General features: G+C 71.7%; 13 protein-coding genes and 2 pseudogenes. 7 read left to right on the top strand and 8 right to left on the bottom strand.

The window, feature by feature from the left end; genetic code table 11:
• Positions 1-26: 26 nt before the first annotated feature.
• On the top strand, positions 27-1,187 hold the full coding sequence (locus ABZY33_RS01495) for a pyridoxal phosphate-dependent aminotransferase (protein ID WP_356489394.1): 1,161 nt from the start codon (positions 27-29) through the stop codon (positions 1,185-1,187).
• Positions 1,188-1,247: 60 nt separating this feature from the next.
• On the opposite strand, the gene ABZY33_RS01490 is transcribed toward ABZY33_RS01495, so the two are convergent.
• On the bottom strand, positions 1,248-2,192 hold the full coding sequence (locus ABZY33_RS01490) for a DMT family transporter (RefSeq protein ID WP_356489393.1): 945 nt from the start codon (positions 2,190-2,192) through the stop codon (positions 1,248-1,250).
• A 156-nt stretch (positions 2,193-2,348) separates the two neighbouring features.
• Between ABZY33_RS01490 and ABZY33_RS01485 the strand changes: the two genes are divergently transcribed.
• Together ABZY33_RS01485 and ABZY33_RS01480 are read left to right on the top strand one after the other, a co-directional pair.
• Positions 2,349-2,801, top strand: a complete 453-nt coding sequence (locus ABZY33_RS01485) for an Lrp/AsnC family transcriptional regulator (RefSeq protein WP_356489392.1) — start codon at positions 2,349-2,351, stop codon at positions 2,799-2,801.
• Positions 2,802-3,299: 498 nt separating this feature from the next.
• Positions 3,300-4,430, top strand: coding sequence for a hypothetical protein (locus ABZY33_RS01480; protein ID WP_356489566.1), 1,131 nt, complete (start codon positions 3,300-3,302; stop codon positions 4,428-4,430).
• 10 nt (positions 4,431-4,440) lie between these two features.
• Here ABZY33_RS01480 and ABZY33_RS01475 read toward each other — a convergent pair whose 3' ends face one another.
• Together ABZY33_RS01475 and clpB are read right to left on the bottom strand one after the other, a co-directional pair.
• Positions 4,441-4,980, bottom strand: coding sequence for a YbjN domain-containing protein (locus tag ABZY33_RS01475; RefSeq protein ID WP_356489391.1), 540 nt, complete (start codon positions 4,978-4,980; stop codon positions 4,441-4,443).
• A gap of 183 nt (positions 4,981-5,163) precedes the next feature.
• The gene (gene clpB / locus ABZY33_RS01470; RefSeq protein ID WP_356489565.1) at positions 5,164-7,776 is read right to left on the bottom strand and encodes an ATP-dependent chaperone ClpB; all 2,613 of its coding nucleotides are present in this window, start codon (positions 7,774-7,776) and stop codon (positions 5,164-5,166) included.
• Positions 7,777-7,958: 182 nt separating this feature from the next.
• Here clpB and ABZY33_RS01465 point away from each other — a divergent pair, with 182 nt between their 5' ends.
• Positions 7,959-8,378 carry a TIGR03618 family F420-dependent PPOX class oxidoreductase gene (locus ABZY33_RS01465; protein ID WP_356489390.1) on the top strand — a complete coding sequence of 140 codons (420 nt, stop codon included), beginning with the start codon at positions 7,959-7,961 and terminating at the stop codon, positions 8,376-8,378.
• A gap of 124 nt (positions 8,379-8,502) precedes the next feature.
• Here the strand turns inward: ABZY33_RS01465 and ABZY33_RS01460 are convergent, their stop codons facing one another.
• On the bottom strand, positions 8,503-8,847 hold the full coding sequence (locus ABZY33_RS01460) for a hypothetical protein (RefSeq protein ID WP_356489389.1): 345 nt from the start codon (positions 8,845-8,847) through the stop codon (positions 8,503-8,505).
• Positions 8,844-9,221, bottom strand: a complete 378-nt coding sequence (locus tag ABZY33_RS01455) for a hypothetical protein (RefSeq protein ID WP_356489388.1) — start codon at positions 9,219-9,221, stop codon at positions 8,844-8,846. The genes ABZY33_RS01460 and ABZY33_RS01455 overlap by 4 nt, the downstream gene beginning before the upstream one ends.
• A 113-nt stretch (positions 9,222-9,334) precedes the next feature.
• Between ABZY33_RS01455 and ABZY33_RS01450 the strand changes: the two genes are divergently transcribed.
• Both ABZY33_RS01450 and ABZY33_RS01445 read left to right on the top strand, forming a co-directional pair.
• Positions 9,335-10,345 (top strand): helix-turn-helix transcriptional regulator, encoded by a 1,011-nt coding sequence (locus ABZY33_RS01450; protein ID WP_356489387.1) that lies wholly within the window; start codon positions 9,335-9,337, stop codon positions 10,343-10,345.
• Positions 10,342-11,319 (top strand): helix-turn-helix transcriptional regulator, encoded by a 978-nt coding sequence (locus ABZY33_RS01445; RefSeq protein WP_356489386.1) that lies wholly within the window; start codon positions 10,342-10,344, stop codon positions 11,317-11,319. The genes ABZY33_RS01450 and ABZY33_RS01445 overlap by 4 nt, the downstream gene beginning before the upstream one ends.
• A gap of 27 nt (positions 11,320-11,346) precedes the next feature.
• Here the strand turns inward: ABZY33_RS01445 and ABZY33_RS01440 are convergent, their stop codons facing one another.
• Both ABZY33_RS01440 and ABZY33_RS01435 read right to left on the bottom strand, forming a co-directional pair.
• Positions 11,347-12,468: a substrate-binding domain-containing protein gene (locus ABZY33_RS01440; protein ID WP_356489385.1), complete on the bottom strand. Its 1,122-nt coding sequence runs from the start codon at positions 12,466-12,468 to the stop codon at positions 11,347-11,349.
• A gap of 182 nt (positions 12,469-12,650) precedes the next feature.
• On the bottom strand, positions 12,651-13,031 hold the full coding sequence (locus ABZY33_RS01435; protein ID WP_356489384.1) for a nuclear transport factor 2 family protein: 381 nt from the start codon (positions 13,029-13,031) through the stop codon (positions 12,651-12,653).
• Positions 13,032-13,387: 356 nt separating this feature from the next.
• On the opposite strand from ABZY33_RS01435, the pseudogene ABZY33_RS01430 reads away from it, so the two are divergent.
• Positions 13,388-13,513 (top strand): annotated as a pseudogene (locus tag ABZY33_RS01430) (helix-turn-helix domain-containing protein); the annotation flags it as partial.
• A gap of 42 nt (positions 13,514-13,555) precedes the next feature.
• Here ABZY33_RS01430 and ABZY33_RS01425 read toward each other — a convergent pair.
• Positions 13,556-14,008, bottom strand: a pseudogene (locus ABZY33_RS01425) (ATP-binding protein); the annotation flags it as partial.
• Positions 14,009-14,041 lie beyond the last annotated feature (33 nt).

The following is a 14,041-nucleotide window of genomic DNA, read 5'->3' as shown; positions in this document are numbered from 1 at the left end:
GTGCGCTGGTGAGGAGAGGGTGCGAGATGAGCGGCAGGCCATTGCTCAATCGGAGGCTGGACGGGTTCGGGACGACGATCTTCGCGGAGATGTCGGCGCTCGCGGCGCGGACCGGCGCGATCAACCTCGGCCAGGGGTTCCCGGACACCGACGGCCCGGAGGCGGTGCGCGAGGCGGCCGTGCGGGCACTGCGCGACGGCCGGGGCAACCAGTACCCGCCGGGCCCCGGCGTCCCCGAACTGCGGACCGCCGTCGCGGCGCACCAACAGCGGTTCTACGGGCTGGAGTTCGACCCCGACACCGAGGTCCTGGTCACCGCAGGCGCGACGGAGGCGATCGCCGCCACGATGCTCGCGCTGCTCGAACCCGGCGACGAGGTCATCGCCTTCGAGCCCTACTACGACTCCTACGCGGCCTGCGTCAGCATGGCCGGCGCCACCCGCGTCCCGCTGACCCTGCGCGCCCCGGACTTCCGCCCGGACCTCGACGCGCTGCGCGCCGCGGTGACCGACCGCACCCGCCTGCTGCTGCTCAACTCCCCGCACAACCCGACGGGCATGGTGCTGACCCGCGACGAGCTGACCGCCATCGCCGAGCTGGCGGTCGAGCGGGATCTGATCGTGGTCACGGACGAGGTGTACGAGCACCTGACCTACGACGGCGCCGAGCACATCCCGCTGATCTCGCTGCCGGGCATGCGCGAGCGCACGGTCGCCATCTCCTCCGCGGGCAAGACCTTCTCCTTCACCGGATGGAAGGTCGGCTGGGTCACCGCGTCCGCGCCGCTGATCGGGGCCGTCCGCACGGCGAAGCAGTTCCTGACGTACGTGTCGGCGGGCCCGTTCCAGTACGCGGTCGCGGAGGCGCTGGCGCTGCCGGAGTCCTACTTCACCGGTTTCCGGGACGACCTGCGGGCCAAGCGCGACATCCTCGCCGATGGGCTGACGGCGGCGGGCTTCGAGGTCTTCCGCCCGCAGGGCACGTACTTCATCACCACCGACATCGCGGGCCTCGGCGAGAGGGACGCCCTGGCCTTCTGCCGCGCCCTGCCGGAGCGGTGCGGCGTGGTCGCCGTCCCCGCCTCGGTCTTCTACGACGACCCGGAACCGGGGCGCGGGCAGGTCCGTTTCGCGTTCTGCAAGCGGGAGGACGTCCTGCGCGAGGCCGCGGCCCGGCTGCGGCGGTGACCCGGCGCGCTCCGTCGCCGGCGTTCCCCGGCCGACGCCCCGCGCCAGGCCCTCCCCCGCCTAACCGACCGGTGCGCGGTCGGCGGCGGCGACCCGTGGTTCCGCCAGGGTTCTGCGTTCGATCATCCCGAGGGCGACGCCGGTGATGATGATGGCGCCGCCGAGGACCTGGGGCAGCCGGACCGACTCGCCGTTGATCACCACCGCGCCCAGGACGCCGAAGACGGGCACCAGGTTCAGGATGTTGACCGCGACGCTCGACGTCATGCGGCTCAGGCCGTAGTTGTAGAGCAGGAAGCCGCCGACGGAGCACGCCACGGCGAGGTAGGCGAGGAGCGCCGCGGCCGTCGCGCCGGGCAGGTGCCAGTCCCCGGCCTCCCAGAGGGAGGCGACCAGGAAGCCGCCGGCGCCGGCCACGGTCTGGTGGTAGGTGAGGCTCAGGGCGTCCTGTCCGCGGCCCGCGGTCTTGGCCAGCACGTTGTACCCGGCCCAGACCAGGCCGCCGAGGAGCAGCAGGATGTCGCCGAGCCAGCGGTCGCCGCCGCCGACCTCGGCGCCGTTGCGTACCACCAGGAAGGCTCCCAGGGCGGCGAGCAGCACGCCGCCGATGCGCGGGAGCGGCAGTCTGGTCCGGAAGGCGGCCAGTTCCAGGAGCATGGTCATCAGCGGGTAGACGGCGACGATCAGCGAGGCGTCGGAGGCGGTCGACAGTTCGACGCCGATGTTCTCCAGCACGAAGTAGGCCGTGATGCCGAGCAGTCCGCTCGCGTGGATGAGCCGGCGCTGCCGGGGGCCGGGGCGTCCGGCGCCGCCCCGGCGCACGCGCAGCATGATCCCGAGCAGCAGGGCGGCCAGGGTGAAGCGGATGGCGCCGATGCTCAGCGGTCCGACGTCCGCCAGCGCTTCCTTGGTCACCGCGTACGAACTGCTCCAGAACAGCGCGGCCGCCACCACGGCGCAGACCGCCCGGGTCCGGCCCTTCCCCTCGCCTACGTCCCCGTCCACGTCCGCTCTCCCCTCCGCGCTCACCTGGACCCCGCCCGGAGCCCCGCGGCAGAGCGGCGAATCTTCATCGGACCCGCCGCGCGCAGGCTAGCAATATGGCGCGCATCAAGGCACTATCTCCGAATATGATTCGGCTACGGGGAGACGCTGGTGAACATGGACGAACTTGATTCGGCATTGCTCCGCCTTCTGCAACAGGACGGTCGGCGCACCAACCGGGACCTCGCGGAGAAACTGGGGATCGCCCCCTCCACGTGTCTGGAGCGGGTCCGGGCCCTGCGCGAGCGCGGCGCGCTGCTCGGCTTCCACGCGGAGGTGGACCTCGCCGCGCTGAACCGCGGGTTGCAGGCGATGATCGCCGTACGGGTCCGGCCGCCGACCCGCGCGGTCATCGAGCAGTTCCAGGACTTCGTGGCCCGGATGCCGGAGGTGGTCTCGGTCTTCGTGCTGACCGGCACCGACGACTTCCTGATCCACGTGGCGGTGCGCGACGCCGACCATCTCCACTCGGTGGTCCTGGACAAGCTGACCGAACGTCAGGAACTGGCGGACGTCCGCACCTCCGTCATCTACGGCCATCTGCGCAAGAACGTCATCGAGCCGATGTGAGCGGGCCAGGGGCGCGGGTCAGGCCGTCCGGCCCTACCCAGGGGGGCGGCGGCCACACAGCCCGCCCCGGGCCCGCCCAGGCGCGGGGCATGGCCCCACCCGCCACCGTCCCGCACCGCCCGTCGCGCGCGGTCTTCTCCCGGGAAGCAGCGGCCGCACGGCCCGTCCCCGAGCCTCCCGGGTAGCGGCGGCCACGCGACCCGTCCCGAGCCCGCCAGGCGCGGGGCAGGGCCCCACCCGCCACCGGCCCGCACCGCCCCTCACCCGCGGCCTTCTCCCGGGAAGCAGCGGCCGCACGGCCCGTCCCCGGCCCGCCAGGACGCGGGGCAGAGCGCCACCCCCACCGGGCCCCCACCAGAGCCCCCAGGCCCCCACCCCCGCCCGTCTGGCGGAGCCCAACGCGCGGGTGCGGCACGCGCATCGCAGGGTTCGGATGTGACCGAGTCCCCCGCCGCCGTCCTCGACGGCCCCTCAGCCACCACAACCGGACCCCGCGACCTGCCCCGGCTGCTGACGTCCGGGGCGGCCCGCGCCATCGGTCTCTTCGCCGCCGCCCGGCTCACCGGCATCCTCGCCGTCACCGTCGCGGCGTGGCTGAGCGGACGGCGGCCCCTGGCGCTGCTGGGCCGGTCCTGGGACTCGTTCTGGTACCTGCACATCGCCGCGCACGGCTACGGCGCCCGCACCCTGCATTTCAAACCCGGCGTCGTCTTCAGCGACCTGGCGTTCTTCCCGCTCTACCCGGCCCTGATCCGCGCCCTGCACGAGGTGCTGCCGCTGAGCGCCGGCGCCTGCGCCCTGCTGCTCGCCTGGAGCGCCGTGCTCGCCGCCGCACTCGGCATCTACCGCGTCGGCGAACTCCTGCACGGCCGCGCCGTGGCCACGCTCCTGGTCGTCCTGTGGGGCCTGCTCCCGCACTCCGCCGTCCTCACCCTGGCGTACACGGAACCGCTCCTGACCGCGTTCGGCGCGTGGGCGCTGTACGCGCTGCTGAAGGAGCGCTGGCTCTGGGCGGGCGCGCTGGCGGCGCTCGCCGGGCTCTCCCGCCCCAACGGCTTCGCGGTCGCCGCGGCCGTCCTGGTCACCGCCGGGTGCGAGGTCGTCCGGCGCCGCGGTCGCGTCACCCCCAGGCTGTGGACGGGCGCGCTGCTCGCGCCGGCCGGCTGGACCGCGTACGTGCTCTGGGTCGGCGTGCGCAAGGGCGATCCGCTCGGCGGGTACTTCGCGGTGCAGCGCGGCTGGGGCTCACGGTTCGACTTCGGGGCCGGGTCGGTGCGGTTCGTGAGGCGAATGCTGCTGCACGGGGACCGCTTCGTCTTCCCGATGACGCTGGTGATCGTCGCGGCCGCGGTGCTGCTCTACACCCTGCTGCTGCTGGACCGCCCGCCGCTGCCGCTGCTCGCGTACAGCGGCGTGCTGCTCCTGGTCGCCCTCGGCGGGTCCGGCTTCTTCGAGTCCAAGCCGCGCTTCCTGCTCCCCGCGTTCCCGCTGCTGCTCCCCCTGGCGTGCGCACTGGCCAGAACGGCGAGAGCCCGGCCGCGGCACGCCCTCCTGGTGGTGGGCGCCCTGGCCGGGCTCTCCGTGTCGTACGGGACGTATCTGGTCGTCTACGCCCGCATGCCCCTGTGAGGAGCCGGACTCACTCGGAGTCGTCGCCCTCGGGCTTCTCCTCGGCCGAGTCGACCGCGGACTCCAGGCCGAGCTGCTCCACGAGCCAGCGGTCGAACTCGATCGCGGCACGCACCCAGCTGACGGTCGACGACACGAAGTGCTCCAGGGAGACTCCGGTGCCGATCAGCATCTGGGCCTCGCCGATGAGGCGGACCGTGCCGTCGTCGTGGGTGTGGCTGTAGACCTTGGGCCACAGCGTGCGCCGGTTCCAGTCGTCGATGGACTCCAGGAGCTGCGGCTTCAACTCGATGCCGTGCGGGCGGTCGTAGAAGGTCCGCACCGAGAAGACCTGCTGGTCGCCCTCGCCACGGAACATGAAGTACGTACGGAACTCCTCCCACGGCGCGGCGAGGTCACCCTCGTCGTCCAGGACGTACTTGAGCTCCATCTGCTCCAGGAGCTGCTTCACCAGGTCCTGGTCGGGGATGACGGGGCCTGCCGGTCCCGCTCCCTGCTGCGGTTCGGGCTGTCCCCCGAAATTGGGAATCGAGGACGGGTCGATGCTCACGCTCTTGGTCCCTTCGTATGGCTGGGGCCCATCCTCTCCCAGGAGGGTCCCGCGTCAAACCCCTGCCGGGCCCGGCCGCGGGTTTCCGTCGTTCGCCGTGCGCGGACAGGTCGTGACCCGCTCGCGCGGAGCCCCCCGCCCCCGCGCGGCGCACGGGCGTGCGCCGCCCGGGGGGCCGGGACCCTACAACGTCTTGCCCGTGGCCGGACCCACGATCAGCCCGTCCTCGAACGTGTCCACCCGCACCGTGTCCCCGTCCGTGACCTCGCCGGAGAGGATCTCCCTGGCGAGGCGGTCGCCGATGGCCGACTGGACCAGGCGGCGCAGCGGGCGGGCGCCGTACGCCGGGTCGTTGCCCTCCTCGGCCAGCCAGGTGAGCGCCTCCTCGCTGACGTCGAGCGTGAGGCGGCGGTCGGCGAGGCGCTTGGCGAGGCGGTCGAGCTGGAGCCGCGCGATGCGGCGCAGTTCGTCCTTGTCCAGGGCGGAGAAGACCACCAGATCGTCGAGGCGGTTGAGGAACTCCGGCTTGAACGAGGCCCGGACGACCTCCAGGACCTGCTGCTTCTTCTCCTCGGCCGAGGTGAGCGGGTCCACCAGGTACTGCGAGCCCAGGTTCGAGGTGAGGACCAGGATCGTGTTGCGGAAGTCGACCGTGCGGCCCTGGCCGTCGGTGAGGCGGCCGTCGTCGAGCACCTGGAGCAGGACGTCGAAGACCTCCGGGTGGGCCTTCTCCACCTCGTCGAGCAGGACCACCGAGTACGGGCGGCGGCGCACGGCCTCGGTGAGCTGGCCGCCCTCCTCGTAGCCGACGTAGCCGGGCGGGGCGCCGACGAGCCGGGCCACGCTGTGCTTCTCGCCGTACTCGCTCATGTCGATGCGGATCATCGCCCGCTCGTCGTCGAAGAGGAAGTCCGCGAGCGCCTTGGCCAGCTCCGTCTTGCCGACACCGGTCGGGCCGAGGAAGAGGAACGAGCCGGTGGGCCGGTCGGGGTCGGCGATCCCGGCGCGCGTGCGGCGCACCGCGTCCGACACCGCCTGCACGGCCTCGCTCTGCCCGATGAGGCGCTTGCCCAGCTCCTCCTCCATACGCAGCAGCTTCTGCGTCTCGCCTTCCAGGAGGCGCCCGGCCGGGATGCCGGTCCAGGAGGCGACGACGTCGGCGATGTCGTCCGGGCCGACCTCCTCCTTGACCATCGGGCTCTGCGAGGAGTCCGGCTTGGCGGCCTCCTCCTCGGCCTCCGATGCCTCCTCCAGGTCGCGCTCCAGGGACGGGATCTCGCCGTAGAGCAGCTTGCTGGCGGTGTCGAAGTCGCCGTCGCGCTGCGCCCGCTCGGCCTGGCCGCGCAGGTCGTCGAGCTTCTCCTTCAGCTCACCGACGCGGTTGAGGGACTGCTTCTCCTTCTCCCAGCGGGCGGTGAGCCCGCGCAGCTCCTCCTCCTTGTCGGCGAGGTCGCGGCGCAGCTTCTCCAGACGCTGGCGGCTGGCCGGGTCGGTCTCCTTGCCGATCGCCAGCTCCTCCATCTTCAGCCGGTCGACGGCGCGCTGGAGCTCGTCGATCTCGACGGGCGAGGAGTCGATCTCCATACGCAGCCGGGAGGCGGCCTCGTCGACGAGGTCGATGGCCTTGTCCGGCAGGAACCGGGAGGTGATGTACCGGTCGGAGAGCGTGGCGGCGGCGACCAGCGCGCTGTCCGCGATCTGCACCTTGTGGTGCGCCTCGTAGCGGCCCTTGAGTCCGCGCAGGATCGCGATGGAGTCCTCCACGCTCGGCTCGGCGACCAGCACCTGCTGGAAGCGCCGCTCCAGGGCGGGGTCCTTCTCGATCCGCTCGCGGTACTCGTCGAGCGTGGTGGCGCCGACCATGCGCAGCTCACCACGGGCGAGCATGGGCTTCAGCATGTTCCCCGCGTCCATGGCGGAGTCGCCGCCCGCGCCCGCGCCGACGACGGTGTGCAGCTCGTCGATGAAGGTGATGATCTGGCCGTCGCTCTCCTTGATCTCGGAGAGGACGGTCTTGAGCCGCTCCTCGAACTCGCCGCGGTACTTGGCGCCCGCGACCATCGCCCCGAGGTCGAGCGAGACGAGCCGCTTGTTCTTCAGGCTCTCCGGCACGTCCCCCTTGACGATGCGCTGGGCGAGCCCCTCGACGACGGCGGTCTTGCCGACGCCGGGCTCACCGATGAGGACGGGGTTGTTCTTCGTGCGCCGGGACAGGACCTGGACGACCCGGCGGATCTCCTGGTCCCGTCCGATGACGGGGTCGAGCCGCCCCTCGCGCGCGGCGGCGGTGAAATCGGTACCGAACTTCTCCAGGGCCTTGTACGAACCCTCGGGGTCGGGTGTGGTCACCCGGCGCCCTCCCCTGCTCTTCGTGAATGCCTCGGCCAGCTTCTTCGCGCCGGCCCCGTTCTCGGTCAGTACGTCGCCCGCGGCGCCGCCCTTGGCGGCGATGCCGATGAGCAGGTGTTCGGTGGAGAGGAACTCGTCGCCCAGTTCCTTGGCCCGCTCGGCGGCGTCGGCGACGACGGCCAGCAGGTCGCGGTTGGGCTGGGGCGGCGCGACGGTCGACCCGGCGACGCTGGGCAGCGCGCCGACGACGCGCTCGGCGCCGGCCCGCACCTGCGCCTGATCGGCGCCGACCGCGGCCAACAGATCGGTGATGTTCTCGTTCTCCTGGCCCTCCAAGAGGGCGAGCAACAGGTGCGCCGGGGTGAGATCCGGGTGCCCCCCGGACACGGCCCGGCTGGTGGCCGCGTTGATCGCGTCGCGGCTCCGGTTCGTCAGCTCGGCGTCCACGTAACTGTTCTCCTTCTCCTCCACGTCACGGCAACTCTGACCTATTCAGCGTACACAAAGTTGAGTCTATTCCGCTCAAGGTGCGGAGAACAGGGGTGCGCGACCCCAGGTTCGGGTGGTTGTGCGGTGGTTGGCCCAGTGGTTGTCCTGGTGGTTGTCCTGGTGGGGATAGATTCCGGGCCATGGCCAAAGCGATCGACCTGGACTCCCCCGGCGCCTCCTTCCTCAGCTTCTGGCGGGAACGGCACCTGTGCACCTTGACGACCCTGCGCCCGGACGGCACCCCGCACGTCGTCCCGGTGGGCGTGACGTACGACGCCGGGGAGCGGGTGGCCCGGGTCATCACGGACGGGGGGAGCCGGAAGGTCGCCCACGTCCGCGCGGCGACGGCCCCGGCGCGGGCCGCGGTCTGCCAGGTCGACGGACGGCGCTGGACGACCCTGGAGGGCACCGCGACCGTCCGCACCGACCCGGCCTCGGTCGCCGACGCCGAACGCCGCTACGCCGAGCGCTACCAGCACCCGCCGCGCCGCAACCCGAACCGGGTGGTCATCGAGATCGCCGTGGACCGGGGCACGGGCAACGCGGTCTTCGACGAGTAGCCCGCGCGCTGCGGCGTACACCCGCCGGGAGACAAAACTGCAGCGGCGCCACCGTGTTCAGGTCCACGGTGACGCCGCTGCGGGGGGAAGCACCTGCGCGATCTACTACGACGGGGGAATCGCGTCAGGCACTGCGGGGGGTGGCAGAGGTGGTACTGGTCTGCGGGAGCTCGGCTCCCGCGTCGCCGACCAGCTGGTGGTCGCGCTGGTCGAGATTGACGAAGATCATCCCGTACCGGACGACGGTCCGCACCGGCTGCGGGGCGCCGCGCGGACGACGCAGACACCGGTAGGCCCGGACGTCGTCGTCATCGTCGCGCACCACGATGATCGGCTCCCCGAACAAGGTGACCATGAGCGAGTCACCCGGGTTCGGGACCGCCGTCACGAGGTCGATGGTGTGCCAGCCGGACCGGTAGGCGATCGCCATCTCGCGGCGGAGGGATCTGTCGTCGGGCGGGGTGATCATGCGTCCGCGCCCGTCGGCGCTATGTTCCAGCCGAGATCCGGCGGAGCGGCGGTGACCTTCGTGGGCGTGCCGTTCCAGCCGAGGTCCGGCGGGGCGGCGGCGGCCGCGGCCGGCGCGCTGTTCCAGCCGAGGTCCGGCGGGGCGGCGGTGACCTTCGCCGGCGTGCCGTTCCAGCCGAGGTCCGGCGGGGCGGCGGCGACCGTGGCCGGCGCGCTGTTCCAGCCAAGGTCCGGCGGAACGGCCGCGCCCGCTGCGGGCGCGCTGTTCCATCCGAGATCGAGAGTGCTCACCGCACTGACGGCCAGCCCGGCGGAAAAGGCGGCGATCACCACCGAGCGAAGCGTGCGCTTCAACATAGTCGGCTTCGTCCTCACTTGGTAAGTTCCTCTCCCCCGGCTGCAACAAGACGATGTCTCAATCCGGCACGTCAAAGCCACAGAGTCGATGCATCATGTTCCTGCACGTTCAGGACCCTGGGGGGTGGAGATTGTTCGCAACAAGCACCAAACCGACACATCCTCACCCCAGAACTCCGCTCTGTGACGAAGGTGCGCGTCTCTACACCGCCGCTCTGAACGAGGGCCGCCTCGCCCGCGCGAACGCGGAGAACGCGCCCTGCCTCCTCGAAGCGGCCCTGCTGCACCCGGATCCGGACGACGCGAGCTGGCTCCGTCCGGTTCCGCCCTCCGCGGCGCTCGCGCAGTGGCTGCTGCCGCTGGAGCGGGAGATCCAGGAGCGGCGGAAGGCGGCCGTCCGGCTGACCGACCTCTTCGAGCCCTTCCTGGCCATCACCGCACGGGCGGAGCCGACCACCCACGCCATCACGGTGCTCGAAGGCGACGCCCGGATCAACGCCGGGATCGAACGGCTCACCGCCGAGTGCCGCTTCGAGGTCCTCACCGTGCAGCCCGGCGGCGGCCGCAGCGAGAACACCCTGAACGTGGCGCTCAAGCGCGGCCAGACGATCCTGGACCGGGGCGTCGCCATGCGGACCATCTACCAGCACACCGTGCGCCACAGCCAGGGCACCCTCGCCTACGCGGCCCGCATCGAGCGGGCCAACGTGGAGATCCGCACCCTCGAAGAGCTGGTCGACCGGCTGATGATCTTCGACCGGAGCGCGGCCCTCATCCCCGTGGGCGAGGACCGGCAGACCGCGCTCGAACTGCGCCACCCCGGGCTCGTCGAGTACCTCACCAAGGTCTTCGAGGACCTGTGGCGGCGCGCGACACCGCTCCTGGAGGACCCGCCCTACCCGCCGTCCACCGACGGCATCACCGGCGTCCAGCGCTCCATAGCCAAGCTGCTGATCGAGGGCCACGTGGACGAGGCGATCGCCCGCCGGCTCGGGATGAACGTCCGCACGTGCCGCGCCCACATCGCGAAGATCGCCGCGTCGCTCGGCAGCGGCAGCCGTGCCCAGCTGGGCTTCCTCATCGCCCGGTCCGGGATCCTCGACCAGGAACCCGGACTGCCGACCGGAGAGAGCAGCAAGTGACAGTCGGCGCGCACCCCCACGGGGTCGAGGAGTTCTGCGACGCGGGATCACAGCTCTACGCCCACGCGCTGCACTGGGGCCGGGTGCGCCGCGAGGAGGCCGACGACACGCCCTGCCTGCTGGAGAACGGGCTGCTGACGCCCGACCCGGCGGACCCCGAGTGGATGCGGCCGGTCGCCCCCGCGGTGGCGCTGCCGGCCCTGCTGAACGGCATCGAGGACGAGATCGCGCGCCAGCGGCACCGCGAGACCCGGCTCGCCCAGACCTTCGCCCCGCTCATGACGCTGGACGCCGAGCGTGCGGCGGTGCCGAACGCGCCGATGCTGACCGTCCTCATGGGCTTCCAGCGGATCAACGCGGCGATCGCCGACGCGATGCTCGCCTCCTCGCAGGAGCTGCTCACCATCCAGCCCGGCGGCTTCCGCCCGCCCGACCTGCTCGCCGACGTCCTCCCGCGCGAGCAGCGGCTGCTCTCGCGCGGCTGCCGGATGCGCACGCTGTACCAGCACAGCACCCGCCACTCGCCCGCCGTCCGCGCCCACTTCGAGCAGCTCGACGGGGACGTGCAGGTCCGCACCCTGGACGAGGTGACCGAGCGGCTCGTCCTGCTCGACCGCACCGTGGCCTTCATCCCGGCCAACCCGGACCGGACCGTCGCCCTGGAGATCCGCCACCCGGCGCTGATCAGCTACCTGGTGACCACCTTCGAGCGGCTCTGGCGGCTGGCGACACCGATGTACCCCGTGGCGGCGCCGGAGTCCGCTCCGCCCAGCGATCCGTCGGACCGGCAGCGCACCATCGCGGCGCTGCTCATCGAGGGGCACACCGACGCCGTCATCGCGGACCGCCTCGGGGTCAACATCCGCACGGTCCGCCACCACATCGCCAAGCTGGCCGCCACCCTGGGCAGCGAGAGCCGGGCCCAGCTGGGCTATCTGATCGGCCGCTCGGGCATCCTTACGCAGGACCGCTGAGCGGCCCGGCGGGGGCGCTCGGCGCCGCTACGTCAGACCCGCCGCGGCGCACGCTGCCGCGTACTTCGGCGTGCAGATCTCCTTCACCTTGAGGATGCCGTCCTTGACGACGGTCTGCTTGATGTTGTCGCGGGTCAGCGCGACGACGCTCACACTCGCCGTGCGGACCTGCTTCGTCGTCGGGCTGTCGGTCCGGTCCATGGCGAGGGCCTCGAACTCGATGGTCCGGCCCTGGGCGACCCGGACCGCCATCTCGGCGGCGGTGGCGGCCTCTTCGGGGTAGGGCTTGTAGACGCTCATGTACTGGTCGCCGGTGAGAATGCGCTGGACGGCCGCGAGTTCGGCGTCCTGTCCGGTGATCGGCGGCATCTTGGTGACGCCGGCCTCCTTGAGCGCCGCGACCACGCCGCCCGCCATGCCGTCGTTGGCGGAGTACACCCCCGCGATGTGGGAGGCGCCGAGCGCGGCGATGGCCTGTGCCATGTTGGCCTTGGCGTTCTGCGGCTTCCAGGCCACGGTGTCGTACGACTTCGCGATGGTCACCGAGTTCGCCAGCTCCGCGCGGGCGGCTTCCTTGAACTCGACGGCGTTCGGGTCGGTCGGCGAACCGTTGATCATGACGATCTTGCTGTTCTTGGTGGCCTTGTCGCCGAGGGCCTGGACCAGCTCCTTGCCCTGGGTCTGGCCGACGAGCCCGTTGTCGAAGCCCACGTAGGCGTCCACCGGGCCCTCGGCGAGCCGGTCGTAGGCGATGACGTGGACGCCCGCGTCCTTGGCCTTGCGGACCGAGGCGGAGATCGTCTTGGCGTCGACGGCATCAACGATCAGCGCGTCCACCTTCTTGGCGATCATCTGCTCGACCTGCCGGTTCTGCAGATCGGCGTCCTGTTCGGCGTTGGCGTAGACCAGCTCACCCTTGCCGTCGGTGAGTTCGGCTATCTCCTGCTTGATGTGCGGATAGTCGAACTTCTCGTAGCGCGCGGTCTCCGTCTCCGGAAGCAGCAGGCCGATCTTGACATCGTTGCCCTTGCGCACGGGCGCGCTGCTCTCGCTGTCCCCGCCGGGCAGCACACCACCGCAGGCCGAGACCGAGACCATGAGGACGGATGCGGCACCGGCCAGCGCGGCACATCGCATTCGCGTGTTCATTACGGATACCTCCCTGACGTGGCCGCAACGGTGCGGCCGAGGTGGCTCGAAGCCAACTCGGCCGCCCACATCACGTCAAGAGGTGAAGCAACACCGCAACGAAACCGCATCCGTTACTTCCCCACATGAAGCCAGATACGACGAATACCGGACATGTGTACCCGGCGGTAACACCCTTGGCGTCAGACCTCGGCGGGGACCCGGTCCAGGAACCCGTGCACGGCCCGGATCCGCCCGTCCCCGGCCAGCTCGATCACGTCGGACCCGGCGACGGGCGCGCCGTCGTCCGCCTCCGACACCAGCTCCCAGCCGAACCGGACGATCATGTGGTGCCCCTCGACCGTCCCGAGCGGCCGGAAGGAGAAACCGGGGAACTGCTCCCGCGCGGCGCCGATGACCGCGGCGATCCCGTCGTGCCCCGCGACCTCGGCGAGCGGGTCGGTGTAGGTACCGTCCTCGGTCCAGGCGGCGGCGACGGCCTTGCCGCGCTCCTCGGCGTCCGGCGCGTTCCAGGCTTCGAAGTAGCGGGCGACGGCGGTCTCGTACAGGTCGGATCCGGTCATGGCTCGGCCCTCCAGAAGGGTGCCTCGGCAGGTCAGGAAAGCCGGAGCCCGAACGGAGTGCGCCGCCCGGGTCCCGGTGACCTCAGCGTGCCGGGCGGCCGGCGCCGGGTCGATTACGCCGGAGGTAAGCGGGGTGCCCTTGCGGCCCCCTGTGACGGCGGCGCCGATGGTGAAGCCCGCTTCCGCACGCGGTCGCGGTCCTGGTTGCGCTGCCCGGGGAGACGACTTCGACGACGAGCCGGACGGCCGCGGCGGTGACGCCGAGGCCGTCGGCGGTCACGTGCCGATCGACGTCCCTGGGAACGATGAACAGGTCCGGGATCCACACGCTGCCCCGGTGCACCACGGTCGTCGGCTGGCTGGAACGGGGCCTGACCCCGGCCGCCGTCCGCCACGCCCTCACCCGTGACCTGCCCGGGGACCGCCCGATCCACCGCCCGGCGGGCTTCCTCACCCACCGCCTGACGGCGCAACTCCCGCCCAGGGCAACCCCCTTCGCCACGCGCGGCTTCTTCGGGGCCGCAGGGTGACGGGGCGACATCGAGTTCGGCCCAGATCGTCTTTCGGGGGCTCGGCCCGACGGTGACGCCCCAGCGCTCGGCGAGTGCCGCTACGAGGACGAGGCCCCGGCCCGACTCGGCGCCGGCCGGGCTGAGTTGCAGCTCGGGAAGGCGTGACCCCGGGCGTCGCAGACCTCGATCCGCAGGGTGCCCCCGGTGACGTGGAGGCCGAGGCGGAAGTCGCGGCCGGGCAGCCGGGCGTGGGTGACGGCATTAGTGGCCAGTTCGGCGATGACGAGCGCTGCCGCGTCGAGATCGTGGGGCAGGCCCCAGGCGCGGAGCCGCTCGGTGGCGAGGTGCCGGGCGAGGTGGGCGCCTCGGGGGGGTGGAGGAGAGCTGGACGGTGAAGTGGTGGGTGGGGAGCGGACGTTCGGCGGCCCTGTCGTTTTCTCGGTTCACGTCACTCAGCGTGGCCATGTCCTCGTACGCTCACCACCGACACGCCCCTCA

The organism is Streptomyces sp. NPDC006552, assembly GCF_040611655.1.
Classification (GTDB): Bacteria; Actinomycetota; Actinomycetes; order Streptomycetales; family Streptomycetaceae; genus Streptomyces.
This window is presented reverse-complemented; position numbering and strand designations above follow the sequence as displayed.